Annotated in this window: 26 protein-coding genes; 19 read left to right on the plus strand and 7 right to left on the minus strand. The window is 66.0% G+C overall.

The window, feature by feature from the left end; genetic code table 11:
* Genes HEQ22_RS03150 through HEQ22_RS03170 form a run of 5 tightly spaced genes read left to right on the plus strand, consistent with a single transcriptional unit; the run spans position 1 to position 3218 of the window.
* Positions 1-459, plus strand: coding sequence for a DoxX family protein (locus HEQ22_RS03150; protein WP_432769749.1), 459 nt, complete (start codon positions 1-3; stop codon positions 457-459).
* Positions 456-977, plus strand: coding sequence for a sigma-70 family RNA polymerase sigma factor (locus tag HEQ22_RS03155; RefSeq protein WP_432769750.1), 522 nt, complete (start codon positions 456-458; stop codon positions 975-977). Before HEQ22_RS03150 ends, HEQ22_RS03155 begins: the two co-directional genes overlap by 4 nt.
* Before the next feature lies 1 nt (position 978).
* The gene (locus HEQ22_RS03160) at positions 979-1626 is read left to right on the plus strand and encodes an NrsF family protein (RefSeq protein WP_432769751.1); all 648 of its coding nucleotides are present in this window, start codon (positions 979-981) and stop codon (positions 1624-1626) included.
* Positions 1627-1684: 58 nt separating this feature from the next.
* Entirely contained in the window at positions 1685-2461 is a 777-nt protein-coding gene (locus HEQ22_RS03165; protein ID WP_432769752.1) for a head GIN domain-containing protein, read from the plus strand.
* Positions 2462-2504: 43 nt separating this feature from the next.
* Positions 2505-3218 carry a head GIN domain-containing protein gene (locus HEQ22_RS03170; protein WP_432769753.1) on the plus strand — a complete coding sequence of 238 codons (714 nt, stop codon included), beginning with the start codon at positions 2505-2507 and terminating at the stop codon, positions 3216-3218.
* 15 nt (positions 3219-3233) lie between these two features.
* On the opposite strand, the gene HEQ22_RS03175 is transcribed toward HEQ22_RS03170, so the two are convergent.
* Positions 3234-4037, minus strand: a complete 804-nt coding sequence (locus HEQ22_RS03175; protein ID WP_432769754.1) for an SDR family oxidoreductase — start codon at positions 4035-4037, stop codon at positions 3234-3236.
* A gap of 174 nt (positions 4038-4211) precedes the next feature.
* Here HEQ22_RS03175 and HEQ22_RS03180 point away from each other — a divergent pair, with 174 nt between their 5' ends.
* The 9 genes from HEQ22_RS03180 to HEQ22_RS03220 all read left to right on the plus strand — a co-directional run bounded on the left by HEQ22_RS03180 (position 4212) and on the right by HEQ22_RS03220 (position 13275).
* The gene (locus tag HEQ22_RS03180; RefSeq protein WP_432769755.1) at positions 4212-4751 is read left to right on the plus strand and encodes an energy transducer TonB; all 540 of its coding nucleotides are present in this window, start codon (positions 4212-4214) and stop codon (positions 4749-4751) included.
* Positions 4702-5214: an energy transducer TonB gene (locus HEQ22_RS03185; RefSeq protein ID WP_432770930.1), complete on the plus strand. Its 513-nt coding sequence runs from the start codon at positions 4702-4704 to the stop codon at positions 5212-5214. Before HEQ22_RS03180 ends, HEQ22_RS03185 begins: the two co-directional genes overlap by 50 nt.
* Positions 5215-5310: 96 nt before the next feature.
* On the plus strand, positions 5311-5580 hold the full coding sequence (locus HEQ22_RS03190) for a hypothetical protein (protein ID WP_432769756.1): 270 nt from the start codon (positions 5311-5313) through the stop codon (positions 5578-5580).
* 113 nt (positions 5581-5693) lie between these two features.
* Positions 5694-8429, plus strand: a complete 2736-nt coding sequence (gene secA / locus HEQ22_RS03195) for a preprotein translocase subunit SecA (protein WP_432769757.1) — start codon at positions 5694-5696, stop codon at positions 8427-8429.
* A 15-nt stretch (positions 8430-8444) separates the two neighbouring features.
* On the plus strand, positions 8445-9179 hold the full coding sequence (locus tag HEQ22_RS03200; RefSeq protein WP_432769758.1) for a TSUP family transporter: 735 nt from the start codon (positions 8445-8447) through the stop codon (positions 9177-9179).
* Positions 9180-9354: 175 nt separating this feature from the next.
* Entirely contained in the window at positions 9355-10752 is a 1398-nt protein-coding gene (locus tag HEQ22_RS03205) for a circularly permuted type 2 ATP-grasp protein (RefSeq protein ID WP_432769759.1), read from the plus strand.
* Positions 10752-11693, plus strand: a complete 942-nt coding sequence (locus tag HEQ22_RS03210) for an alpha-E domain-containing protein (RefSeq protein WP_432769760.1) — start codon at positions 10752-10754, stop codon at positions 11691-11693. The genes HEQ22_RS03205 and HEQ22_RS03210 overlap by 1 nt, the downstream gene beginning before the upstream one ends.
* Entirely contained in the window at positions 11690-12493 is an 804-nt protein-coding gene (locus tag HEQ22_RS03215) for a transglutaminase family protein (RefSeq protein ID WP_432769761.1), read from the plus strand. Before HEQ22_RS03210 ends, HEQ22_RS03215 begins: the two co-directional genes overlap by 4 nt.
* Before the next feature lie 50 nt (positions 12494-12543).
* Complete coding sequence (locus HEQ22_RS03220) at positions 12544-13275, plus strand: peptidase (protein ID WP_432769762.1); 732 nt, start codon at positions 12544-12546, stop codon at positions 13273-13275.
* 33 nt (positions 13276-13308) lie between these two features.
* On the opposite strand, the gene acs is transcribed toward HEQ22_RS03220, so the two are convergent.
* A complete protein-coding gene (gene acs / locus HEQ22_RS03225; protein WP_432769763.1) occupies positions 13309-15273 on the minus strand; it encodes an acetate--CoA ligase in 1965 nt (654 codons plus the stop codon).
* Positions 15274-15424: 151 nt separating this feature from the next.
* Between acs and amaB the strand changes: the two genes are divergently transcribed.
* Positions 15425-16924, plus strand: a complete 1500-nt coding sequence (gene amaB, locus HEQ22_RS03230) for an L-piperidine-6-carboxylate dehydrogenase (RefSeq protein WP_432769764.1) — start codon at positions 15425-15427, stop codon at positions 16922-16924.
* Positions 16925-17042: 118 nt separating this feature from the next.
* On the opposite strand, the gene HEQ22_RS03235 is transcribed toward amaB, so the two are convergent.
* The 5 genes from HEQ22_RS03235 to HEQ22_RS03255 form a co-directional block, all read right to left on the minus strand.
* Positions 17043-18539: an acetyl-CoA acetyltransferase gene (locus tag HEQ22_RS03235; protein WP_432770931.1), complete on the minus strand. Its 1497-nt coding sequence runs from the start codon at positions 18537-18539 to the stop codon at positions 17043-17045.
* 2 nt (positions 18540-18541) lie between these two features.
* Positions 18542-19336: an enoyl-CoA hydratase-related protein gene (locus HEQ22_RS03240; RefSeq protein WP_432769765.1), complete on the minus strand. Its 795-nt coding sequence runs from the start codon at positions 19334-19336 to the stop codon at positions 18542-18544.
* Between the two features lie 155 nt (positions 19337-19491).
* Entirely contained in the window at positions 19492-20142 is a 651-nt protein-coding gene (gene fsa / locus HEQ22_RS03245; RefSeq protein WP_432769766.1) for a fructose-6-phosphate aldolase, read from the minus strand.
* Between the two features lie 747 nt (positions 20143-20889).
* Positions 20890-21171, minus strand: coding sequence for a hypothetical protein (locus tag HEQ22_RS03250; protein WP_432769767.1), 282 nt, complete (start codon positions 21169-21171; stop codon positions 20890-20892).
* A gap of 309 nt (positions 21172-21480) precedes the next feature.
* A complete protein-coding gene (locus HEQ22_RS03255) occupies positions 21481-22167 on the minus strand; it encodes a hypothetical protein (RefSeq protein ID WP_432769768.1) in 687 nt (228 codons plus the stop codon).
* Here HEQ22_RS03255 and HEQ22_RS03260 point away from each other — a divergent pair, their 5' ends adjacent.
* Genes HEQ22_RS03260 through HEQ22_RS03275 form a run of 4 tightly spaced genes read left to right on the plus strand, consistent with a single transcriptional unit; the run spans position 22168 to position 24198 of the window.
* Positions 22168-22425, plus strand: coding sequence for a hypothetical protein (locus HEQ22_RS03260; protein WP_432769769.1), 258 nt, complete (start codon positions 22168-22170; stop codon positions 22423-22425).
* 2 nt (positions 22426-22427) lie between these two features.
* Positions 22428-23651: a ParB/RepB/Spo0J family partition protein gene (locus tag HEQ22_RS03265; RefSeq protein ID WP_432769770.1), complete on the plus strand. Its 1224-nt coding sequence runs from the start codon at positions 22428-22430 to the stop codon at positions 23649-23651.
* Positions 23648-23956, plus strand: coding sequence for a hypothetical protein (locus tag HEQ22_RS03270; protein WP_432769771.1), 309 nt, complete (start codon positions 23648-23650; stop codon positions 23954-23956). Before HEQ22_RS03265 ends, HEQ22_RS03270 begins: the two co-directional genes overlap by 4 nt.
* A complete protein-coding gene (locus HEQ22_RS03275; protein ID WP_432769772.1) occupies positions 23953-24198 on the plus strand; it encodes a hypothetical protein in 246 nt (81 codons plus the stop codon). Before HEQ22_RS03270 ends, HEQ22_RS03275 begins: the two co-directional genes overlap by 4 nt.
* The last annotated feature ends 15 nt before the right edge of the window (positions 24199-24213 follow it).

A 24213-nucleotide genomic window follows, 5' to 3' on the forward strand; every position in this document is an offset into this window, starting at 1 on the left:
ATGAGCCGATTGTTTGCATATTATGATCGCGGCGTCGCGCTGGTGACGGGCCGCATTCCCGAAGGACTGGCGCTGTTGCTGCTGCGCGTCGCGCTGGCGGGCGTCTTCTGGCGCTCGGGGCAGACCAAGGTCGTCGAAGGCAGTTTCCTGTCGATCGATCCGTCGCAATACGACCTGTTCGCCTCGGAGTTTTCGGGCCTGCCGCTCGATCCGGCGCTCGCGGTGCCGCTGACGGTCATGGCCGAACATCTGTTCCCGGCGCTGCTGCTGGTCGGGCTGGCGACGCGGGTGTCGGCGGGGGCGCTGCTGGTGATGACGCTGGTGATCCAGATTTTCGTCTTTCCCGATGCCTGGTGGCCGGTCCATTCGCTGTGGGCGGCAATGGCGGCGGTGCTGATCGTGCGCGGCGGCGGGTTCTTCTCGCTCGACGCGTTGCTTGCTAAGCTGCGCCGCAGATGAGCATCGACGAACCTTCGCTGGCGCGGCTGATGGCGGCATCGCAGCGGGGGGACCGCGCGGCGTATCGCGCCCTGCTGACCGACTGTCGCCGCTGGCTGTCGCGCTATTTCGCGCGCCGCAGCGCGCCGCACCAGATCGACGACCTGGTGCAGGAAACGTTGGTGTCGATGCACCGCAAGCTCGCCACCTGGGACGCGAGCCGGCCGTTCCTGCCGTGGCTCGCGGCGATCGCGCGCTATCGCTGGATCGACATGCTGCGCCGCCAGCGCGACGAGGCCGAACTGGGCGAGGGTGACGCCGCGGTCGATGCCGAGGACGAAGCGGTGCATGCCCGGCTCAGCCTCGACCGCCTGCTCACCCAGCTGTCGCCGGCGCAGGCGCAGGCGATCACGCTGGTCAAAATCGAGGGCGCGTCGATCGCCGAGGCGTCGCACATCTGCGGCCAGAGCGAATCGCTCGTCAAAGTGAATATCCACCGCGGGCTGAAGAAGCTTGCCGGCCTGATCGAAAGCGAATGAGATGAAGGACATGCCGATCGACGATCTGATCGACGAACTCGCGGGCGAGTTGCGACCGGTGCGGCCGCGCCGCGCGCTGGGCGGGTCGCTGCTCGCGCTGGCGGGCTGGGGCGCCGGCGCCGCCGGACTACTCTGGCTGTTCGGGCCGCGCGCCGATCTGATGCACGGCGCGATGGCGCCGCTGCCGATGCTGTCCTTCTGGCTGATCGCGGCGCTGGCGTTCGCCGCGACGTGGAGCGCGCTGCGCATGGGATCGCCGGGCGTGGGGCGCGACTATGGCGGCTGGCGCTGGGCCGGGATCGCGGCGCTGGCGCTGCCGCTGTCAGCGGTGGCGATCGGCCTTGGCGACACCCGCGCCGCGATGGACGCGGTGCATCCCGGCCACGGCCTCGACTGCACGATCAAGGGACTGGTCGCCGGGCTCGGCGTCGGCGCGGCGCTGTTCTTCTGGCTGAAGCGCGGCGCCCCGACCTCGCCGACGCGCGCCGGCTGGGTCGTCGGTTTCGCGGCGGGCGCGGCGGGGGCGACGATCCTCGCGCTGCACTGCGCCGACGACGGCATGATCCACATCGCACTGTGGCACGGGCTGGTAGTGCTGTTGTCGGGCCTTGCCGGGCGGCTGGCGCTGCCGCCACTGCTGCGCTGGTAGGCGCTGGACAAGCATCTCCTTCGTGTGTTATGCAAACAATACACGAAGGAGATTTGCGATGCGTAACTGGACGATGGCATTTGTGCCGCTGGCTCTCGCGATGACGACCGCGGGCTGCAACGGGTCGGTCACCGGCAGCCGCGACGGCGCCGCCGGCAACGGCGAGGGCAAGGTCGAACGCACCGCCGCCGCGGGGCCGCAGGTGACGAAAACCTATGCGCTCACCGGCTTCACCGGGGTCGAACTGGCGGGGCCCGACGACATCACCATCCGCCGCGGCGACGCCTTTTCGATCACCGCCAAGGGGCCGCAGGCCGAAATCGACCTGCTCGAAGTCGAACTCGACGGCACGACGCTGTCCGTCGGCCGCAAGCGCGAGGGGCTGAGCTTCGGCAATCGCGACGACGACGGGGTCGAGATCATAATCACCATGCCGCGGCTCGACAAGCTGCGGCTGACCGGTTCGGGCGAGATCGAGGCGGACACCGCCGACGGCGACGCGGTCGAGGCGGTCGTCACCGGATCGGGCGACCTCAAGGTCGCGAAGCTCACCGCCAAGACCGTGAAGATCGCGGTGTCGGGATCGGGCGACATCGAAATCGGCGGCGGCACCGCCGGCACGGGCGACTATAGCGTCACCGGCTCGGGCAATATCGACGCCGACGCGCTGGCCGCCGAAACGCTCGACATTTCGATCACCGGATCAGGCGATGTCGAGGCGAATGCGAGCGGTACGGCCGACGTGAATATCCTGGGATCGGGCGACGTCGAGATCCGCGGCGGCGCGACCTGTTCGACGCGCGCGATGGGATCGGGCACCGCCACCTGCAAATGACGCGGCGCTGGTGTCGCCGACCGGGAAACCCTATGGCGACACCATGAACCCCGTCCGGACCTCTGCCGCCGTTGCGGCCGCCGCCCTGCTTTTCGCGGCCCCCGCTGGGGCGGCCGAGAAACGCTATGGCCTCACCAGCTTCGAGGCGATCGAGGTCAATGCCGACGTCGCGGTCGAGGTGAACGCGCGGGCGCCGGTCAGCGCGGTGGCGACCGGGCCGCAGGACGCGCTCGACCGCATCACCGTCGAGGCGCGCGACGGGCGGCTGGTGATCGGCGAGCGCAAGTTCGCCGGCGACCAGGCGCGCGGCAAGCCGCTCGGCGCGGTGACGATCCGCGTCAATGCCGCAAACCTGCGCTCGGCGACTCTGGCGGGGGCGGGGTCGCTGACGATCGACCGGCTGCAGGGCACGCGCGTCGCGATCGGTCTGCGCGGCCCCGGACGCGTCACGGTCGCGACGGTCACGAGCGACCGGCTGTCGGTGGCGATGGTCGGCAACGGCAGCATGACGCTGGGCGGCACCGCCAAGCAGGCGCAGATGATCCTGTCGGGCGCCGGCATGGTCGACGCCGGGGGGCTGGCGGTCGGCGAACTGACCAGCGACAGCGAAGGCGCCGGCGAGCATGTGTTGAACGCGGTCAAAAGCGCCGCGATCACCGCGCGCGGCGTCGGCAAGACCGTGGTCCTCGGGCGGCCGACGTGCACGGTGCGCAACGTCGGCAGCGGCACCGTGCGGTGCGGACCGGCGAAGCGATAACGCCCGCGCGTCGGGTCAGTGACCCGCGGCGCCCAGCCTGTCGATCTTTTTCGACTGTTTGACGATCAGCCCCGGGAACCAGCGCGCGAGGCGCGACAGGCGGCGCGCCATCTTGCCCACCGGGGTGTGGACGCGCTCGCCGTGGACCGCCTCCCACGCCGCCTCGGCAACGCGTTCGACCGGGACGATCTCGAACCCGCTTGCGGACAGACGATTGCGCGCCGGTTCGTTGCTGTCGGCGCTGACCTGATCGAGCAGCGGCGTGTCGATGAAGCCGGGCATCAGCGAGCGCACCTTGATGCCATGCTTGGCGAATTCGATCTCGAGCGCTTCGGTCAGCCCGCGCACCGCGAATTTGGTCGCCGAATAGACCGCGAGCCCCGCGACGCCGTAAAATCCGGACGCCGAGCCGGTGTTGAGGATGGTCGACCCGGGCGTCGCCTTGAGCATCGGCAGCGCCATATAGATGCCGTTGACGACGCCGCCGAAATTGATCGCGATCAGCCGGTCGGCCTCTTCGGGTGCCATCTCGATATATTGGCCGCCCGACCCGATGCCGGCGTTGTTGAACAGGACGTCGAGACGGCCGCCGCTGGCTTGCGCGAAGTCGTCGAGCGCCGCCCGCCACTGATCGCGGTCGCGCACGTCCATGACATGGCGCGACGACGCGTCCGCAGGGAGCAGCGCCGCGGTTTCGTCGATCCCGGCGCGGTTGACGTCGGCGATGCCGACGAACCAGCCCTGGCCCGCGAAATGGCGCGCGACGGCACGGCCGATACCCGATCCCCCGCCGGTGATGAAAATCGCCTTTCGCGCCATGCCCCGCCTCCTTACATTGATGTCAGTGAGAGATGCTGCAAAGCAGGCGCGAAGGTCAAGCGGCAATTCGTCGCTTGGCAAGGCGAAGCGGCGCTGGCTATGGAGAGGCGATGATCTGCGGGCTGCGCCCGGTGCCGGATTAGGGGGCATATGCTGTTGTTTTCGATGATGTTGTTGGCGCTCGCGCCGACCGATGCAACGCCGTTCGCGGCGCGCGGGGGGGACGCGGTGCCGATGCAGCCAGCGATCAACCCCGGCCGCTGGGTCACCAACGACGATTATCCGCCCGAGGCGATGCGTGAGGAGCGCGAGGGGACGACGGGGTTCCGGATCACCATCGATGCCAAGGGCTTGCCGGCCGACTGCGAGATAGTGTCGAGCAGCGGCCACGCCGATCTCGACGCCGCGACCTGCCGGCTCGTCGTCGAGCGGGCGCGGTTCACGCCGGGCCGCGACGCGGCGGGGCGCGCCACCGGCGGCACCTACAGCAACCGCATCCGTTGGCAGATTCCCGACGATCACGACCATCCGGGCCTTCATGCCCGCGGACTTCGCGGCGATGTTGCCGCGTATTCCCGTGCCCGATGCCAGCATGTTCGCCCTCGATCCGGCCGACCATTATCCGGCGTCGGCCCGCGCGGAAGCGCGCGAGGGCACGGTGACGATGCTGCTCGACATTTCGGCGAGCGGCGCGGTGACCGGGTGCAAGGTTGACGAGGGCAGCGGCCACGCCGACCTCGATGGGGCCGCTTGCGACCTGATGCGCCAGCACGGCAAGTTCAGCGCCGCGCTCGACGCGGCGGGCAATCCGGGGGCTGGGCGCTATTCGGGGCGTTTCACCTGGTCGCTGCCCGTCGAGCCCGAGCCCGCCGACGCCGAATCGGACGAGATCGCCAGCGCCCTCGCCGACCTGCCGGGCCGGCGACCCAAGCTCGGCGATATGGTGCCCGCGGCGTCGAACCTGGTGCTCGAGGTCAACGCCGACGGAACGATCAAGCGCTGCCAGTTCGACGCGACGACCGCCGACAAGACGAAGGAGGCGCCGGCGTCGCCGTGCGCGATGTTCGAAAGCCTCGCGCCCTTTGCGCCGATCCTCGACGACCGGGGCGAAGCGATCGGCCAACGCTTTGAAATCCGATCGACCCTGTCGCCGCAAGCGCCGACCGCGGCACCGTGATCGCTGGCAAAGCCTCTGGACGATCGCGCGCTTTCACCCTATGTTCATCGTCCAACGCGCTATAACGGCCGCGTCGGAACTCTACAGGGGCGATTCTTGCGATTACTGCTGACCCTTTTGGCATTGCTGACCGGCCTGGCGACCGCCGACCGGGCGGTTGCTGCGCCCGCCGTCCCAGCGGCGATGGGGTCGCTGGTGCTGCTGGCCGAGACGGCCGGCAAGGCCGAAGCCGCCGACAGCGAACGTCGCCCGACGGCAACCATGCCGACGCGGCGCGCGAGCGGCACCGGCAACGGCAAGCCGCGCAAGGCCGCGCCGCCGCACCTTCCCGGCCTGCTCACCCGCACCGACCGCGCGCTCGAATAGCGCTGCGGCCTAGCGCCCGCACGCGGGCGCCGCTCCCTTCGTCGGGAGCCTGATTCCTGTTCGAGCGGCCGTAGTGCCGCCTTTTTCATATCCATATTCCAAGGAAATCCGCCATGTTTGCTGGCCTCGCCAAAAGCCTGTTCGGCTCTTCGAACGAGCGTTACATCAACGCGATCCGCAAGATCGTCGACAAGATCAACGATTTCGAACCGACGCTCGAGGCGCTCGATGACGACGCGCTGAAGGCGCAGACCCCGAAATTTCGCGCCCGCCTCGACGCCGGCGAAACGCTCGACGACATTCTGCCCGAAGCCTTTGCGACGGTGCGCGAGGCGGCGAAGCGCACGCTGGGGATGCGTCATTTCGACGTCCAGATGATCGGCGGCGTCGTCCTCCACCGCGGCGAAATCGCCGAAATGGCGACCGGCGAGGGCAAGACGCTGATGGCGACCCTGCCGTGCTATCTCAACGCGCTCGACGGCAAGGGCGTCCACGTCGTGACCGTCAACGACTATCTCGCCCGCCGCGACGCCGAATGGATGGGCACCGTCTATGGCTTCCTGGGCCTGACGACCGGGATCATCGTTCCGAACCTCAACGAAATGCAGCGCCGCGAAGCCTATGGCTGCGACATCACCTATGCGACGAACAACGAGCTGGGTTTCGATTATCTGCGCGACAATATGAAGTTCGACCGCCAGCAGATGGTCCATCGCGCGTTCAATTTCGGCATCGTCGACGAGGTCGATTCGATCCTGATCGACGAAGCGCGCACCCCGCTGATCATCTCGGGCCCGACCGACGACAAGTCCGAACTCTATATCCGGGTCAACGAGGTCGTCCACAAGCTGACCGAGGATGACTATGAGAAGGACGAAAAGTCCAAATCGATCAGCCTGACCGAGGACGGTACCGAGCATGTCGAACGGCTGCTCGAAGACGCCGGGCTGCTCCAGGGCAGCAACCTCTACGACATCGAAAACACCCAGGTCGTCCATCACGTCAACCAGGCGCTGAAGGCCATCGTGATGTTCCGCATCGACACCGACTATATCGTCAAGGATGGCAAGGTCGTCATCATCGACGAGTTCACCGGCCGCATGATGGACGGGCGCCGCTGGTCCGACGGCCTGCACCAGGCGGTCGAGGCGAAGGAGGGCGTGCATATCGAGCCCGAGAACCAGACCCTCGCCTCGATCACCTTCCAGAATTATTTCCGCATGTATCCCAAGCTTTCGGGGATGACTGGCACCGCGGCGACCGAAGCCGCCGAATTCTTCGACATCTACAAGATGAATTGCGTCACCATCCCGACCAACCGCCCGATCGCGCGCGTCGACGACGAGGATGAATTCTACAAGAATATCACCGACAAATTCGGGGCGATTGCCAAGACGATCCGCGAAGCGAACGAGCGCGGCCAGCCGGTGCTCGTCGGCACTGTGTCGATCGAAAAGTCCGAGCTGCTGTCCTCCTTCCTCGAAAAGGAAGGCGTGCCGCACAGCGTGCTGAACGCGCGCTTCCACGAGAGCGAGGCGCATATCGTCGCGCAGGCGGGCCGCACCGGCGCGGTCACCATCGCCACCAACATGGCGGGGCGCGGCACCGACATCAAACTCGGCGGCAACGAAGAATTCCGCATCGACGACGAACTGAAGGACATGCCCGAAGGCCCCGAGCGCGATGCCGCCGCAAAGCGCATCCACGACGAGGTCGCCGCCGAACGCGAGGCGGTGATCGCTGCGGGCGGGCTGTTCGTGCTCGCCACCGAGCGCCACGAAAGCCGCCGTATCGACAACCAGCTGCGCGGCCGTTCGGGTCGCCAGGGCGATCCCGGCCTGTCGAAATTCTACCTCTGCCTCGACGACGACCTGCTGCGCATCTTCGGCCCCGACACGCTGTTTTCCAAGATGATGAACAAGAATCTGGAGGATGGCGAGGCGATCGGGTCGAAATGGCTGTCGAAGGCGATCGAGACCGCGCAGAAAAAGGTCGAGGCGCGCAATTACGACATCCGCAAACAGGTCGTCGAGTATGACAACGTCATGAACGACCAGCGCAAGGTCATCTACGAACAGCGCGGCGAGATCATCGACAGCGAGACCGTCGACGACGTGATGCTGGCGATGCGCGCCGAGACGGTCAATGCGATCGTCGCCGACGCCTGCCCGCCGGGAAGCTATCCCGAGCAGTGGAATGTCGAGCAGATGAAAGAGCGGACGCAGAACATCCTCGACCTCGACCTGCCGATCGACGCGTGGATGGAAGAGGATGCGGTCGATCCGGAAATCTTCGAACAGCGTATCCAGGAACGCGCCGACGCGACCGCCGCCGAAAAGGCCGCGCTGGTCGATCCCGAAGCGTGGCGCGGGATCGAAAAATCGGTGCTGCTCCAGACGCTCGACCATCACTGGAAAGAGCATCTGGCGACGCTCGACGCGCTGCGCCAGGTCGTCTTCCTGCGCGCCTATGCGCAGAAACAGCCGATCAACGAATATAAGCAGGAAGCCTTTGCGCTGTTCGAACGGATGCTGTCGAACATCCGCGAGGATGTGACGCGCACCGTCGCACGCATCGACCTGCGCTTCGACGAGCCCGAGCCGATGCCGCTGCCCGATCTGCCCGATTTCCTGACCACCCACATCGACCCGTTCACCGGCGAGGACAACAGCGCCGATATCGACAGCGGCGGGCTGGGGATCATCGCCAACACCCTGCCGCCGATGCAGATTCCGCGCCCCGACATGCCCGAGGGCGAGAATCCCTACGCCGGGCTGGAGCTCAGCCGCAACGCGCCATGTCCGTGCGGTTCGGGGCGCAAGTACAAGCATTGCCACGGCCAGGTCTGACGCGGTTCTGAAGCAATGACCGGGCTCGCCGCGCTCTTCGGCCTGACCGCGCTGCTCTATGCCGCGGTCGGCTTCGGCGGCGGGTCGACCTATACCGCGCTGCTGTTGCTCGGCGGGGTGGCGGTCGGGCTCGTTCCGGCGATCAGCCTCGCATGCAATGTCATCGTGGTCAGCGGCGGCACTATCCGCTTTGCGCGCGCCGGGGTGATGCCGTGGGCGAAAGTGCTGCCGCTTGTCGCGGTTGCGGCGCCGCTGGCCTTTCTCGGCGGGCTGACCCCGGTGAAGCAGGGGGTGCTGGTCGTCCTGCTCGGCCTGTCGTTGCTCGCCTCGGCAGTCGCGCTGCTGGTCCAGCCGCAAACGGCCAGGCCGGTGCATTGGTCGCCCAAACTGCTGCTGCCGATTGCCGCGGGAATTGGCTATCTGGCAGGGGTCGTCGGGATCGGCGGCGGCATCTTCCTCGCGCCGGTCCTGCACCTCATTCGCTGGGCCGAAGCCCGGGCGGTCGCGGCGTCGGCCAGCCTCTTCATTCTGGTCAACAGCCTGTTCGGGCTGACCGGCCAGTTGCTGAAAGGCAAGGGCGGCGAGATGGTCGGCGCGGTCGCCAGCCACTGGCCGTTGCTGGTCGCGGTGCTGATCGGCGGCGCGATCGGGACCCAGCTGGCGGTGAAGAGCGGACCCGCGGCGCTGATCCGGCGCCTCACCGCGGTGCTCGTCGGGTTCGTGGCGATCCGCCTGTTGTTTGGATTCTAACGCTTTTTTGTCCGCTTGCCTTCCCGTGCGGCGGTGCTAGCATCGGCGCTACAAGCTTGGTGGCCGCGTAGCCGACAAGCGACGCAGCAGCTGGAACAGGATGCGCCGCGCATGTCGCGCGGCATGGTGAGGCACGTTGCGTGGAAAGGGCAGACGCATTTCCTTTTTTGACGAAATGAACAGCCACGAGGGCGAAACCCGGTCGCCCTATCGAGACTATTGCGGGTGGTTCGAGGCCGAGGATGTGGCGCGCATCCAGCACAAGGCGGTGCAGGCCGAGGCGCTGTTCCGGACCACCGGGATTACCTTCAACGTCTATGGCGCGATCGACGGCGACGAACGGCTGATCCCCTTCGACGTCGTGCCGCGGATCATTTCGGCGAGCGAGTGGCGCCGCCTGTCGCGCGGCATCGAACAGCGCGTCCGCGCGCTCAACGCCTTCCTGTACGATATCTATCACCGGCAGGAGATTCTGCGCGCTGGCCGGGTGCCGACCGACCTGATCGCGGGTAATGCCGCGTTCCTGCCGATGATGATGGGGCTCGACCCGCCGGGCGGCATCTATACGCATATCAGCGGCACCGACATCGTGCGCACCGGCGCCAATGAATTCTATGTGCTCGAGGATAATGCGCGCACCCCGTCGGGGGTGTCGTACATGCTCGAAAACCGCGAAACGATGCTCCAGATGTTTCCCGAGCTGTTCGCGAAAGTGCCGGTGCGCGAGGTCAGCGACTATCCGATCAACCTGCTCAAATCGCTCGCGGCCTGCGCCCCGCCGGCGTGCGGCGGGACGCCGACGGTCGCGGTGCTGACCCCCGGCATCCACAACAGCGCCTATTACGAACATAGCTATCTGGCCGACCATATGGGCGCCGAACTGGTCGAGGGGCACGACCTGCGCGTCGTCGATGGCCGCGTCGCGATGCGCACGACGCAGGGGTATCGGGCGATCGACGTCCTGTATCGCCGCGTCGACGACGATTATCTCGATCCGCTGAACTTCCGCCCCGACTCGATGCTCGGCGTGCCCGGCATCTGGGACGTGTATCGCGCCGGCGGCATCACCATCGCCAACGCGCCGGGGACCGGCATCGCCGACGACAAGGCGCTGTACAGCTACATGCCCGACATCATCGAATTTTATACCGGCGAAAAGGCGCTGCTGCCCAACGTGCCGACGTGGCGCTGTTCGGAGGCCGACCATCTGCGCGAGGTGCTCGACCGCTTGCCCGAACTGGTGGTCAAGGAAGTCCATGGGTCGGGCGGTTACGGGATGCTCGTCGGCCCCGCGGCGAGCAAGAAGGAGCTGGCGGCGTTCCGCGCCAAGCTGGAAGCGAACCCGGGCAACTATATCGCGCAGCCGACGCTGTCGCTGTCGACCGTGCCGATCTTCACCAAAAAGGGCCTCGCGCCGCGCCATGTCGACCTGCGGCCGTTCGTGCTGATGTCGCCGCAGGGGATTACGATCACCCCGGGCGGGCTGACCCGCGTCGCGATGACGCGGGGATCGCTGGTAGTGAATTCGAGCCAGGGCGGCGGCACCAAAGATACCTGGGTGCTGGAAGACTGATGCTGGGCAAGACCGCAGGCAGCCTCTTCTGGATGGCGCGCTACCTCGAGCGCAGCGAGAATAATGCGCGGTTGATCGATGCGGGGTTCCGCATCGCGCTCACCCGCTCGTCGACCGCGGCGGCCGAGTGGAAATCGGTGCTGGTGACCGCGGGGGTCAATCCGGCGTTCAAGGCGGCGCATGGCGACTATAGTTCGGCGCGCGTCATCGACTTTCTGCTCCGCGATCCCGCCAACCCGTCGAGCATCTTGTCGGTGATCCGCCAGGCGCGCGACAATGCCCGCACCGCGCGCACCGCGCTGACCCGCGAGACGTGGGAGGCGGTCAACACCAGCTGGATGACGCTGACCGCGCTGCTCAAGCGTCAGGTGCGCGAGGACGACCTGCCCGATGTGCTGACCACGATCCGCCAGCAAAGCGCGCAGGTGCGCGGCGCGCTCAACGGCACGATGCTGCGCAACGACGGCTATCATTTCGCGCTGCTCGGCACCTTTCTGGAGCGCGCCGACAACACCGCGCGCATCCTCGACGTCAAATATTATCTCTTGCTGCCCTCGGTCGCGCATATCGGCACCTCGATCGACAATGTGCAGTGGGAAACGATCCTGCGCTCGGTGTCGGCGCACCGCGCCTATCGCTGGCTGTACGGCGCCGAGATCAGCGCGCTCAAGATCGCCGAATTCCTGATCCTCTATCGCCAGATGCCGCGCAGCCTGGCCTTTTGCAGCGAGCGGATGGAGAGCCATCTGGCGCATCTGCAACGCCATTACGGCAGCGAGACCGAGGCGGGACGGCTGGCGCATGCGCTGAGCCACGACAAGCTCAACGCGCCGATCCAGTCGATCTTCGACGGAGGCCTCCACCAATATGTGACCGGTTTCCTCCGCGACACCGCCGCCCTCGCGCGGCAGGTCGAGCGCGACTATCGGTTTGTCGAATGAAACTTCGTGTCGAACATATCACCCGCTATCAATATGATGCGCCGGTCAAATATGCGCTCCAGCAACTCAAGCTGACGCCCAAGGACAGGCCGGGACAGCAGCATATCGTCGACTGGGCGATCGACGTCGAGGGTGGGGCGCAACAACTCCACTACAGCGACCATCACGGCAACGGCGTCGACCTGATCGTGATCGATGGCGGGGTGACCGAACTCACGATCCGTTGCCATGGCACGGTCGAGCTGGAAACCTGGGACGGCGTGATCGGCGCGCACCGCGGCGCAATGCCGCTGTGGACCTTCCTCCGCCCGACCCCGCTGACCCGCGCCGGGCGCCAAGTGCGCGCGCTGACCGCGCAACTGGGCCGCGATTATGCCAACGACATCGAGCGCGCCCACGCGCTGTCGGCGCTGATCATCGACCGGCTGGCCTACCGGATCGGCTTTACCGATGCCGAGACGACTGCCGAACAGGCGCTCGGTAGCGAGGGCGGGGTGTGTCAGGACCATGCGCATATCTTCATCGCCGCGATGCGCCATCTCGGCCACCCGGCGCGCTATGTCTCGGGCTATCTGATGATGAACGACCGTACGCAGCAGGATGCGACGCACGCGTGGGCCGAGGCGCATTTCGACCATATCGGCTGGATCGGCTTCGACGTCAGCAACGGCCATTCGCCCGACCAGCGCTATATCCGCATCGCCACCGGGCTCGATTATCGCGACGCCGCCCCGGTTCGCGGCATGCGCTATGGTGCAGCGCAAGAGAATCTGGTTGTTCAATTGCAGGTCCAGCAATAAGCGGACCGGGGCGAACTGAGGACGATCCGGGGCGGGGACACGGGGACATAATGACTTATTGCGTGGGCATGCGTTTGAACAAGGGGCTGGTGTTCATGTCGGACACCCGCACCAATGCCGGCGTCGACGACATCTCGCAGGTCCGCAAGATGCGCAGCTGGCACGTACCGGGCGAGCGGGTCATCACCTTGATGTCGGCGGGTAATCTGGCGACGACGCAGGCGGTGGTCAGCCTGCTCGACGAGCGCACCAAGGCGCCCGAGGAACGCCATCCCTCGATCCTGGAAGCGCCGTCGATCTTTCAGATTGCGACGATCATCGGCGAAACGTTGCGCGGCGTCGTCATGCGCCACAAGGCCGAGGGGCCGGCCGCCGAATCGCTGTTTCGCGCCTCGCTGATCGTCGGCGGGCAGATCAAGGGCGCCGAACCGCGGCTGTTCCTGATCTATCCCGAAGGCAATTTCATCGAGGCGGGCGAGGACAATCCCTTTTTCCAGATCGGTGAGACCAAATACGGCCGGCCGATCATCGTGCGCTCCTACGATCCCGCGATGTCGTTCGAGGATGCCGTCAAACTGCTGTGCGTATCATTCGATTCGACGATCCGCGCCAACGCCGGGGTCGACCTGCCGATCGACCTCAAGATCCACGAGCGCGACGACTACACCACGGTGCGCGAGCGGCGCTTCGAACGCGGCGACCCCTATTATGAAAGCGTCGCCAACGGCTGGGCCGAGGCGCTGGGCATCGCGCTAGCCGAACTGCCGGACTTTCATTTCTGACCTGTTCCCCTCCCGCTAGCGGGAGGGGAGAAGTTACCGGTTCTTCCGCCCTGCAATCAGCCCGTCGACCAGACTCGGGTCGGCCAGCGTCGAGGTGTCGCCCAGCGATCCAAAGTCATTCTCGGCAATCTTGCGCAAAATCCGCCGCATGATCTTGCCGCTGCGCGTCTTGGGCAGGCCGGGGGTCAAATGGATATGGTCCGGCGTCGCGATCGGGCCGATTTCCTGGCGCACCTGCTGCCGGAGCGCGGCGGCGACGGCATCGGTTGGCTCGACCCCGGCATTGAGCGTCACATAGGCGTAGATGCCCTGGCCCTTGATATCGTGCGGGAAGCCGACGACCGCGGCTTCGGCGACATCTTCGTGCAGCACAAGCGCGCTTTCGACTTCGGCGGTCCCCATGCGGTGGCCCGAAACGTTGATGACGTCGTCGACGCGGCCGGTGATCCGCCAATAACCGTCACTGTCGCGGCGGCAGCCGTCGCCGGTGAAATATTTGCCTTTGTAGGTCGAGAAATAGGTTTCGGCGAAGCGGGCGTGGTCGCCATAGATGGTCCGCGCCTGCCCCGGCCAGCTGTGCGTGATGCACAGATTGCCCTCGGCGGCGCCGCCGGTTTCTTCGCAGACGAGCTTGTTGCCCTCGGCATCGACGAGTTCGGGGCGGATGCCGAAGAAGGGCTTGCCCGCGCTGCCCGGTTGCGCCGGATGCGCGCCGGGCAGGGTGGTGATCATGATCCCCCCGGTTTCGGTCTGCCACCAGGTGTCGATCACCGGCACGCGATCCTTGCCGACGACATGGCTGTACCAGCGCCACGCCTCGGGATTGATCGGCTCGCCGACGCTGCCGAGCAGGCGGAGCGAGCTGAGGTCGTGGCGTGTCACGTATTCGTCGCCCTCGCGCATCAGCGCGCGGATCGCGGTCGGCGCGGTGTAGAGGATATTGACGCGATGCTTGTCGACGACCTGCCAGAAGCGGTCGTGGTCGGGGTAATTGGGCACCCCCTCGAACATCAACGTCGTCGCGCCATTCTGCAGCGGGCCATAGACGACATAACTGTGCCCGGTGACCCAGCCGATGTCGGCCGTGCACCAGAAAATCTCGCCTGGGCGATAGTCGAAACCGTAATGGAAGGTGCTGGCAGTCCACACCGAATAGCCGCCGACGGTGTGGAGCACCCCCTTCGGCTTGCCGGTCGACCCCGAGGTGTAGAGGATGAACAGCGGGTCCTCGGCATCCATCGGCTCGCACGGACAATCGGCACCGACGTCGGCCGACAGCGCGTCGTACCAATGATCGCGGCCTTCCTTCATCGCCACGTCGCCGCCGGTGTGGGCGATGACGAGCACCGCCTTCACGTCGATCTTTTCGAGCGCCTTGTCGACATTGGCTTTCAGCGGCACGGTTTTGCCGCCGCGCAGTCCTTCGTCGGCGCAGACCACCCAGTCGCTGGCGCAATCCTCGATCCGGCCGTGGATCGCCTCGGGCGAGAAGCCGCCAAAGACGACGCTGTGCACCGCGCCGATCCGCGCGCAGGCGAGCATCGCCATCGCGCCCTCGGGGATCATCGGCATATAGATGGTGACGCGGTCGCCTTTCCGGACGCCCATTTTCTTGAGTGTATTGGCAAAGCGGACGACGTCGGCGAGCAACGCGGCATAGCTGATCGTCCGCGTCTCGCCGTCGGGGGCGTCGGGTTCGAAGATAATCGCGGTGCGGTGGCCGTGGCCGGCGGCGACATGGCGATCGAGCGCATTGTGGCAAAGGTTGAGGACGCCGTCCTCATACCATTTGATCGACACCGGATCGTAGGACCAGTTGGCGATTCTGGTCGGCGCCTTCATCCACTCGATGCGCTTTGCCTGTTCGGCCCAGAAGGCGTCGGGGTCGGCAACGCTGGCGGCATAGAGCCGATCATAGTCGGCGGCGGTACAATGCGTGTGCGCGGCGGCGTCGGCGGGGACGGGGACCAACGGTTCGGGGGGGGGTAGGTCGGACAAGGTTTCTCTCCTTAGTTGTCCTCTCATAACCGCTTGCATCGAGCGAAGTCGAGATGCGTCTGGCGCGGCGCCGGCGTGTCTCGACTTCGCTCGACACGAACGGGGATAGGGCGTTAGACGCCGCGCAATATTTGTTTCGAAAGGAGTGGCAATGGCCGGGATCAGCGAAGAGGTTGGACGTCTGCTCGATGGATTGGGCGTCGACCGGCGCGCGTGGACCGAAGGGTCGATGCCCTCGGTGACCCCGCTGACTGGCGAGCAGGTCGCAATGGTGCGCGTTGTCGATACGGCGACGATCGACGAGAGGCTGGACCAAGCCACGGCGGCCTTCCGCGCTTGGCGGCACGTTCCGGCCCCGCGCCGCGGCGAGCTGGTGCGATTATGGGGCGAGGAATTGCGCGCCGCGAAGGACGATCTGGCCAAGCTGGTGACGATCGAGGCGGGCAAGATTCCGTCCGAGGGCGCGGGTGAGGTGCAGGAGATGATCGACATCTGCGACTTCGCGGTCGGCCTGTCGCGGCAATTATACGGCCTGACCATCGCGACCGAGCGGCCAGGGCACCGGATGATGGAGGTGTGGCATCCGCTGGGCGTCGTCGGGGTGATTTCGGCGTTCAATTTTCCGGTCGCGGTGTGGGCGTGGAACGCCGCGCTGGCGCTGGTGTGCGGCAACAGCGTGGTGTGGAAACCGTCGGAAAAGACGCCGCTTACCGCCTTGGCAACGCAGGCGATTTTTGCGCGGGCGGTGGCGCGGTTCGGCGATGCGCCCGACGGGCTGGCGCAGTTGCTGATCGGTGGGCGCGAAGCGGGCGAAGCGCTGATCGACGACAACCGCGTCGCGTTGGTCTCGGCCACCGGCTCGACGCGGATGGGCCGCGCGGTGGCGCCGCGGCTGGCGCAACGCTTCGCGCGCGCCATCCTCGAACTTGGCGGCAACAATGGCGTGATCGTCGCACCCTCGGCCGACTTGGGCCTCGCGCTGCGCGGCGTTGCGTTCGGCGCGATGGGGACCGCGGGGCAGCGCTGCACGACGACGCGGCGCCTGTTCCTGCACGACAGCATCTACGACGGCTTCGTGGCGAAGCTGAAGGCGGCTTATGCCAGCGTCGGCGTCGGCAACCCGCTGGAGGGCGAGGTGCTCGTCGGGCCGCTGATCGACCGCGCCGCCTATGACGCGATGCAGGCGGCGCTGGCTGCCGCCAAGGCGGCGGGCGGGGTCGTGCATGGCGGTGACCGGGTCGGCGACGGCGCCGGCTATTATGCACGGCCCGCGCTGGTCGAGATGCCGGGGCAGGTCGGGCCGGTGCTCGAAGAGACCTTCGCGCCGATCCTCTATGTGATGCGCTACGACGATCTCGACGCCGCGATCGCGCAGCACAATGCGGTGGCGGCAGGACTGTCGTCGGCGATCTTCACCACCGACATGCGCGAGGCCGAGCGCTTCCTGGCGGCGAGCGACTGCGGCATCGCCAACGTCAACCTCGGCACCAGCGGCGCCGAGATCGGCGGCGCGTTCGGGGGCGAGAAGGAGACCGGCGGCGGGCGCGAGAGCGGGTCGGACAGCTGGCGCCAATATATGCGCCGCGCGACGAACACGGTGAATTATTCGGACGCGCTGCCGCTGGCGCAAGGGGTTTCGTTCGAGATTTGACGACGAGCAGCCATCTCAAATTCCGTTCGTGTCGAGCGAAGTCGAGACACCCCGAAGTCGTACGTGACCGATAGGCATCTCGACTTCGCTCGATGCGAACGGAAAGGGGATGGCGGCGTCAGGCCGCCCGCCAGCCGAAACCTTCTTCAAGCGCGACCACTTGCCCCGCCGTCCCAACCGGCTCCTGCTTACCATCGGTCAGAAACGCCAGCATCGCCGCATCGCCGACATCGACATGCGCCAGCGTCCGCTTGTTCTCAGGCGTGTGCGCTACAACGACGCCCGCTTTCGGCGCCCCGTCGCGGCCGAAAAACACCGTATAGCTTTCGATCGTCGCCGCGCCGACATAATCCTCGACCAGTTCGGGAACGGGCCCGCGCTTTTCCTCCGCTTCGGCCTGGTAATCGAAATCCTGCGGGAAGCTCGCCGCCGCGATCGGTTCGCTCCCCAGCACGATGCAATGATTGTCGGTCGCGAAGCCGCCGTTGGCGAACAGGAATCCATAACGGCCCGCCTCGCGCAGTTTTTCGACCATCGAAACCACCGCATGGCTCATATAGTTTGCGATCGGGCCGCCGCCGAACGTCAGACCGCCGAACACCGTCGCGGGGCGGTCCCACGGCCAGCCGAGGATGCGCCGCGCCATCTTGGGCACGCAGGGAAAACAGCTGTAAAGTTCAACGCAGTCGAAATCGTCGACGGTCATGGCGTTGAGCGCCAGTGTGCGCGTGATCGACGTCTCCATGCTGACGCTGCCGTCGTAGCGGTCGCGCGCGAGGATGCTCGCCGGTTCCTTTGCCGCGGCGCCCATCCCGACATAGATCAGCCGCTCCTCGGCGATACCACGGCGGCGCGCTTCGGCGAGGCTGGCGACGATAAATCCGGCGCCCTGGTTCACCGACGAATTGGCGACCATCAGCTTCGAATAGGGAAAGGCGATCGGGCGGTTGCGCTCATCGACACGAAGAATGTCCTCGGGCGAGGCGGGTTTGCGGATCCACGCGCCGTCGTTCGCGGCGGCGACCTCGGAAAAGCGCGACCAGATTTCGGCGCTCTCAAATTGCGCATCGGCAAGGCTCTGGCCCCACGCGGCGCGCGTCGCATTTTCATAGAGCGGATAGACGTCGACCGGCGCGGCAAGACCGTGCTTCTGCGCATAATTGGGCTCGCGCCGCGTCGCGACCTGGCGCACCGCATTATAGCTCTTGTCCTCGCCGCTCGCGGCTTTCGCGGCGCGGCCCGCGGCGGTGCGCAGTGCCTCGGCGCCGACGATCGCGGCGAGCCTGACCTCGCCCGCGCCGATGCGGTTCGCGGCCTCGTTGAGCAGGCGGATCGGCGTGTCGCCGTGCGGCGCGGCCGACTGGTAATTGATCGCCGGGCTGGCGCCGATCGCGGCGGCGAGGGGTTCGCACAGTTGGCCTAGGTGGTGGAAGCTGATCTGGTCGACGATCGCCAGGCTGTCGAGCTCGGCGAGCGGCACGCCCGCGTCCTGGGCAGCGATCCGGAGCGCCGCGACCATCAGCCCGAGCGAATCGAGACCGTCGTCGGGATCCTCGGGCCGGTCGTTGACCTGTCCGACCCCGATGATCACCGGAATGCGCTCGGGATCGGTCATCATCAGCGCGCCTTCCACTCAGGCTTGCGCTTTTCGGCGAAGGCGCGCGGGCCTTCGCGGGCGTCCTCGCTGCGCATCAGCGCGCTGCGCTCGATCGTGTTGGCTTCCCAATAGGGCGCGTCGGCGGCGATGCGCCCGTCGTGGATGCCGAGCGCGACGCGCTTCGACGCCTGCACCGACAGCGGCGCGTTGGCGGCAATCTTCTCGGCAAGCGCGATCGCGGTCGGCATCAGGTCGGCGAGCGGCACGACATGATTGACGAGGCCGAACTCCGCGGCGCGCGCGGCGGGGATCGGGTCGCCGGTCAGCATATATTCCATCGCCAGCTTGCGCGGCAGTTGCTGCGCGAGCCGAAACGCGCCGCCCGCCGCGGCGAACAGCCCGACCTTGACCTCGGGCAGGCCGAATTGCGCATGATCGGCGGCAATGATGATGTCGCTCATCAGCGCGATCTCGCAGCCGCCGCCAAAGGCGAAGCCGTTGACCGCGGCGATGATCGGCTTCGAGATCGGGTGCGCGACCATGCCCGCGAAGCCCCACGCCTGCTGCGCCGCGTCGTCGGGCTGGAGCGATTCGCCGCGCGACAGCGCGACGAGGTCGGCGCCGGCGCAAAAGCTCTTGTCGCCCGCGCCGGTGATGACGACGGCGCGGATCTCCGCGTCGCTTTCGGCGGTTTCGAGCGCGGTGCCGATGCCGACATGGACCGCGGCGTTGACCGCATTGCGCGCCTCGGGCCGGTTGATCGTGACGATCAATATGTGGCCGCGGCGTTCGGTGAGGATGGTGGTGTCGGTCATCGCGAATCTCTCCCTTTGACGGGAGTATCGCGGGTGGTTGACGTTTACGTCAACCGCTAACGTCGCCCCCGCAAAGGCGGGGGCCGCTATCGGCCTTGCCCTGCATCGCTGCGTAAACCTCCAGCGGCCCCCGCTTTCGCGGGGGCGACGGTTTTTTAGATCGACTGCCCGGTCTTCGCCCAGTCCGCCAAGAAGCCCTCAATGCCCTTTTCGGTCAGGATATGCTTGAACAGCCCTTTGATCACCGCTGGCGGCGCGGTCATCACGTCGGCACCGATCTTGGCGGCCTCGAGCACATGGATGCCGTGGCGGACGCTGGCGACCAGGATTTCGGTGCCATAATCATAATTGTCGTAAATCAGCCGGATATCGGCGATCAGCTGCATGCCGTCGAAGCCATTGTCGTCGTGGCGCCCGACGAAGGGCGAAACGAAGGTCGCGCCGGCCTTTGCCGCGAGCAAAGCCTGCGCCGCCGAAAAGCAGAGCGTGACATTGACCATCGTGCCGTCGCTGGTCAGCGCCTTGCAGGTCTTCAATCCGTCGATCGTCAGCGGCACCTTGATGCAGACGTTGTCGGCGATGCGGCGGAGGATTTCGGCCTCCTTCATCATCGTCTCATGGTCGAGCGCGACGACCTCGGCCGACACCGGGCCGCTGGTCAGCGCGCAGATTTCCTTGGTCACTTCCTTGAAATCGCGCCCCGACTTGGCGATCAGCGACGGGTTGGTGGTCACCCCGTCGAGCAGGCCGGTCGCGGCGAGTTCCTGGATGTCGGCGATGTCGGCGGTGTCGGCGAAGAATTTCATGGCGGGGGCTTTCTCTTGCGGAGCGATTCGGATTGCGTCCGCCGTAGAACAACGCGCTCGAAATATGAACCGTCCCTCCAACGCCGTTCGCCCTGAGCTTGTCGAAGGGCCGCTCTTCTTTTCCAGTGGAGCGGCAAAGGACGGTGCTTCGACAAGCTCAGCACGAACGGGTGAAGGGTGACAGGACCAATTAGAGTGCTGCCGGTGGCGGGATTATCCGGGATTGGGCGGGAATTGGCGGGCCGAAGTGACGGAAATCCGGGGCGCTCGCGGCGGGCTCCAAAAATTGGCGATCGCGAAGCTGTGTCTATAGCGCTGGTTAATTTAGGCAGCGTGGGACAGGACGGGTTTTAGCGGCGGCCGGATAAGAAGGCGAGCTACGAAGAAGCCCCTCAGAGGCCTCTCAGGCGCCGGAAAGCTTGTTCTTAGACATTTGGCATCGGGCGGCAACCGGGGGCTGGCGCAGAGGAACGCCCGCCCACTTGCATCCGGAAGTGGGCGGAATGCTGCCCAGTTGGCTGCGCGCGATTTTCGGGAGATTTGCGCGGACCGCATGAAGTCGGTCGCCGACGCGACACTCGGGAAGTGGGTCAGTTTCCGGTAGGCCGATCAGCCAGGCCAGTACGAGGCTATGAGCGAACCGACGCCATAGAGTGTCGCGACCGTCGCAAGCGCCACGGCGATCCACCCGGTCGGCCTATCGTCTGGCCATCGTGGATCGGGCCAGTCGCGGGGCATGTCCGATGATCACTTCAAGCTGTCGGGCAGATCAAGCCATTCAGCGCTCGTTCCGTCCTCACTGATCGAGCAGTAGCCTTGACCGCGCAGCGGAACGCCGAAGCTATTTTCGGCGTCATATTCCAGACGGTAAAGCGAACCCTTCGTCTCCGACGAGGGGACGCGGCGATAGGTGGCTGGGGCCTTCAGCGTCGCCATGATCGCCGCATCGCAGAGAGCCATGTCATTTCTAAGCGGTGCTCCGGCGAGATAGAATATTCCCCCGAAAATCGCTCCGAGCGCGGCAATCACCGCTATTACTGCCCCATACCCACGCATCGCTGCCTCCCTTGGTGTCGCGTATCCCTGGCGAGTTCGATCCGCCGACTGACTATGTCGGCAGGGACTGTCAGGAACACCGTCTTGCTGTAGCGATCTCTGTTGCCGTTGCCCGTCCGGATCGCATCTTTTTCGGCTTCCCGCTTTGTCGCACGCCAAGGGCCGATCGGGCGTCCGAAAATGGCCAAGGCGTATTCAGTGTGGCTGCGCATCACGCTCCCCGGTCGGCTTCGAGTCGCGCGCAAGTTAGAACATCAATGGAACACGGGCAACCGAGCCGCCTCAGATCGGCCTGGCGAGCTGGCCGACGACGCGCGCTACAATCTGATATTGGTCTTCATCGTGCCCGATATCCCGCGCCAAAACGGTGTGCTCGTCGCTTCCATCATCGCGCAGAGCGAACCGCGCCAAAACGACGCCGCCGTTGACCCGGAAGAGATAATAAGCGCCGTGGACCATGCGCTCCCCTGCGCTGTAGTCCTTGCAAAAGAGCATCGATCCAGCGTCGATTGCGAGCGCCTCATATCGGGCCGGCGATTGCGCTACCCAAATGCCGGACGTGTCGCCAAGGCTCGAATAAAGCCAGTCCTTGCGAATGAGGGTGGTGGTGAGCGGGTCAAGCTTTCCGAGCTCGTCGATCTCGAATAGCGAATATTCAGGCACTTCGACCCATTCGGCGTCCTCGACGGCAACTAGCGTGTTATTTTTGCGGCCGGTCAAAAGCCAGTCGACGGAAACGCCCAAGGCGTCGGCAATCGCCATCGCAACATCGGAACGAACCGGGCCGCGCCGCAGCGCGTCCCTGATTGTGCTGTCGCCATATCCGGTCTCACGCACAAGCCACGAAACTTCGCGGCCGTTCAGCGCCTCTTTCACCCGACGCCCCGCACCTTCGTTGTCCTTTACAGCTTGACGCGAACCTTCGCGCCCGTTAACCGAAGTTTCGTCACGAACCTTCGGGGGCTTCATATGACTATCTCCACGTTGCATCGCCAGGATGTGCTGGCGCAGATCAGAAAGGCATACGGCTCAGCCGCCGCCTTCGAACGCGCCAATCGCTTCCCGGAAAAGTCCGTAAATGAGGTTTTGCGAGGTCGCGCCAACGCGCGCGTCAAGCGGGCCATTGAAGAACTCCTGACTGGGCAGATCGAGTCGCCCGATACCGAATTATCGGTAGCTACCCGAACAATCGGGAAGTCGCACGGCCTAAGTGCAGGGGCTCAATAGACATGGCCTCGACACCAAAGGATGCTGCGCCGGTCGTTGACGAGGTGCTGGAACTCAATCCCGCAGAAATCGACGTATCGGGCCGGGTTGGCCTGTTCTTCCCCGAAAAGGCGGAAGCCTATGGCGTGCTGATCGCGCGGGACGGGCAGCGCACGCCGATCACGGTTCGCCGCAACGGCAGCCGCGCAAAGCTGCCTTGGAAGCTGGTCGCTGGACTCCACCGCCACGCGGGCTGTCTGTCGGCGGGCCTGCCGGTCCGCGCGATCGTCGTCGAGGGTGATGAAGACGAGCTGCGGGCGGTGCAGGCGAGCGAGAACCTGGACCGCCGCGAGCTGCTGCCGCTGGAACGGGCGATGTTCGTTGCCGCGGTCGCCGAAGCTGCGCGCAACCGCGCCTACGCTTTGCACGGCGTCGACAATGATCGGGCGCTGGGGGCAAAGGCAAAAGCTGCTGGGGGCAAAATGCCCCAAGCAGAAAATGACCGGGCTAATCGAGTGCAATTCACGCCGGTCGAAAAGGCCGACGACGAAGCTGCGATTGCCAGCGGTTTCCTGATGGCCGCCTACAGCTGGCGTGACGCGACAGCCGAAGCGTGCGGGCTCAACATCGACGCTCTCAAGCGTTCGCTGCGCATCTATCGGATCATCGTCGAGCCGAACCGCGACCTGATGGACGCTTTCAAGGATTGCGCGGTTGCGGCGAATGCCAGCGCGCTGCTCGCCATCTGCGGACAGGGGACCAATCCGGCCAATGTCCGGGCGATCGTCGAATGGCTGATCGCGAACCCGCATGTGAAGACCGCCGACGAGGCAATGGTCGCGCTGGAGCTGATGCCCAGTCGCGGCGGCATCGCGGTGCCGACGACCGGCGACACGAAGTTTCTGAACGGCGTCCAGTCGAACCTTCAGCGCCTGTCGCTGAGCGGGCAGCGCCGCGCCGCCGAGGTCATCGCCCAGGCGATCGCGCCGACCGCGCTGGTCGCGGTGCGCGACGCGCTGAACGCGCGGATCGGGTCGGCGGGTAGCGAGCCTTCGGGCGAGGCGCGGGACCGCGAAATGCGCATGGCGCTGCAATCCGCGCTGAACCTTATCGGCGACCTGAAGGACGGCGTCGGCGTCGATGACGACCAGATTGCCGCCGCCCACGAGACCGTTCGGACCACGCTTAACGCGGCGATGTTCGGAACAACCGTCGCCGACCCACATGCAAAGGGAGACACGAAATGACCGATCAGTCGGAAGGCTGGCGCGCGGGCGATCTGGCCGTGTGCGTTAAAAGCACGGCGTGGTGGACACTGGCGGGACAGCCGGCGCCCGGTCCCGCGCTCGACCAAGTTCTGTGGGTAGCAGCGGTTTACGAGGGCGTTGCGCTCGAAGGGGGCGTTGGCACGGCGCTGGAGTTCCGCGAGTTCGCCAACGAGCTTTATCCGGCGGCGCCCTATTTTCGCAAAGTCCAGCCCGACCATAGCGCAGCCGATGACGCCGAGTTCGTCGCGCTGATCCGGCGCGTGAGCGTGGGGGCGTCGGCATGACCGACAACAGCGCCCAGCTTCAATATCGGCTCAAAGTGTTGCCGCACCAGCTGGCGCGCGCTCGCGAGCGCTACCGCCAGTTGATGCGCGAAGCGCATAGCTATCGCATGGTCGACCTGATCGCCCACGAGGCGCAGGCGATGGCCGTCCCCCTTGTTCCGGCCCCGCCCCTCGGCCGGGACGGCGCGGCGGCGCCCCTCTCCGCCGCCGCGCCACTAGTCCCCTCGCAGGAGGGCCGCTGACATGCTGCACACACT

The organism is Sphingopyxis sp., from assembly GCF_050916055.1.
GTDB lineage: Bacteria > Pseudomonadota > Alphaproteobacteria > Sphingomonadales > Sphingomonadaceae > Sphingopyxis.

What these genes read in the sequence shown, in the direction of transcription:
- HEQ22_RS03260 (WP_432769769.1), top strand. Translation starts at nt 22,168, where the DNA reads ATGACTATCTCCACGTTGCATCGCCAGGATGTGCTGGCGCAGATCAGA.
- HEQ22_RS03275 (WP_432769772.1), top strand. Translation starts at nt 23,953, where the DNA reads ATGACCGACAACAGCGCCCAGCTTCAATATCGGCTCAAAGTGTTGCCG.
- HEQ22_RS03160 (WP_432769751.1), top strand. Translation starts at nt 979, where the DNA reads ATGAAGGACATGCCGATCGACGATCTGATCGACGAACTCGCGGGCGAG.
- HEQ22_RS03170 (WP_432769753.1), top strand. Translation starts at nt 2,505, where the DNA reads ATGAACCCCGTCCGGACCTCTGCCGCCGTTGCGGCCGCCGCCCTGCTT.
- HEQ22_RS03175 (WP_432769754.1), bottom strand. Translation starts at nt 4,037, where the DNA reads ATGGCGCGAAAGGCGATTTTCATCACCGGCGGGGGATCGGGTATCGGC.
- HEQ22_RS03215 (WP_432769761.1), top strand. Translation starts at nt 11,690, where the DNA reads ATGAAACTTCGTGTCGAACATATCACCCGCTATCAATATGATGCGCCG.
- HEQ22_RS03205 (WP_432769759.1), top strand. Translation starts at nt 9,355, where the DNA reads ATGAACAGCCACGAGGGCGAAACCCGGTCGCCCTATCGAGACTATTGC.
- HEQ22_RS03235 (WP_432770931.1), bottom strand. Translation starts at nt 18,539, where the DNA reads ATGACCGATCCCGAGCGCATTCCGGTGATCATCGGGGTCGGACAGGTC.
- HEQ22_RS03165 (WP_432769752.1), top strand. Translation starts at nt 1,685, where the DNA reads ATGCGTAACTGGACGATGGCATTTGTGCCGCTGGCTCTCGCGATGACG.
- HEQ22_RS03200 (WP_432769758.1), top strand. Translation starts at nt 8,445, where the DNA reads ATGACCGGGCTCGCCGCGCTCTTCGGCCTGACCGCGCTGCTCTATGCC.
- HEQ22_RS03210 (WP_432769760.1), top strand. Translation starts at nt 10,752, where the DNA reads ATGCTGGGCAAGACCGCAGGCAGCCTCTTCTGGATGGCGCGCTACCTC.
- HEQ22_RS03185 (WP_432770930.1), top strand. Translation starts at nt 4,702, where the DNA reads ATGCTGCTCGACATTTCGGCGAGCGGCGCGGTGACCGGGTGCAAGGTT.
- HEQ22_RS03150 (WP_432769749.1), top strand. Translation starts at nt 1, where the DNA reads ATGAGCCGATTGTTTGCATATTATGATCGCGGCGTCGCGCTGGTGACG.
- HEQ22_RS03155 (WP_432769750.1), top strand. Translation starts at nt 456, where the DNA reads ATGAGCATCGACGAACCTTCGCTGGCGCGGCTGATGGCGGCATCGCAG.
- fsa (WP_432769766.1), bottom strand. Translation starts at nt 20,142, where the DNA reads ATGAAATTCTTCGCCGACACCGCCGACATCGCCGACATCCAGGAACTC.
- HEQ22_RS03255 (WP_432769768.1), bottom strand. Translation starts at nt 22,167, where the DNA reads ATGAAGCCCCCGAAGGTTCGTGACGAAACTTCGGTTAACGGGCGCGAA.
- amaB (WP_432769764.1), top strand. Translation starts at nt 15,425, where the DNA reads ATGGCCGGGATCAGCGAAGAGGTTGGACGTCTGCTCGATGGATTGGGC.
- secA (WP_432769757.1), top strand. Translation starts at nt 5,694, where the DNA reads ATGTTTGCTGGCCTCGCCAAAAGCCTGTTCGGCTCTTCGAACGAGCGT.
- HEQ22_RS03265 (WP_432769770.1), top strand. Translation starts at nt 22,428, where the DNA reads ATGGCCTCGACACCAAAGGATGCTGCGCCGGTCGTTGACGAGGTGCTG.
- HEQ22_RS03240 (WP_432769765.1), bottom strand. Translation starts at nt 19,336, where the DNA reads ATGACCGACACCACCATCCTCACCGAACGCCGCGGCCACATATTGATC.
- HEQ22_RS03220 (WP_432769762.1), top strand. Translation starts at nt 12,544, where the DNA reads ATGACTTATTGCGTGGGCATGCGTTTGAACAAGGGGCTGGTGTTCATG.
- HEQ22_RS03270 (WP_432769771.1), top strand. Translation starts at nt 23,648, where the DNA reads ATGACCGATCAGTCGGAAGGCTGGCGCGCGGGCGATCTGGCCGTGTGC.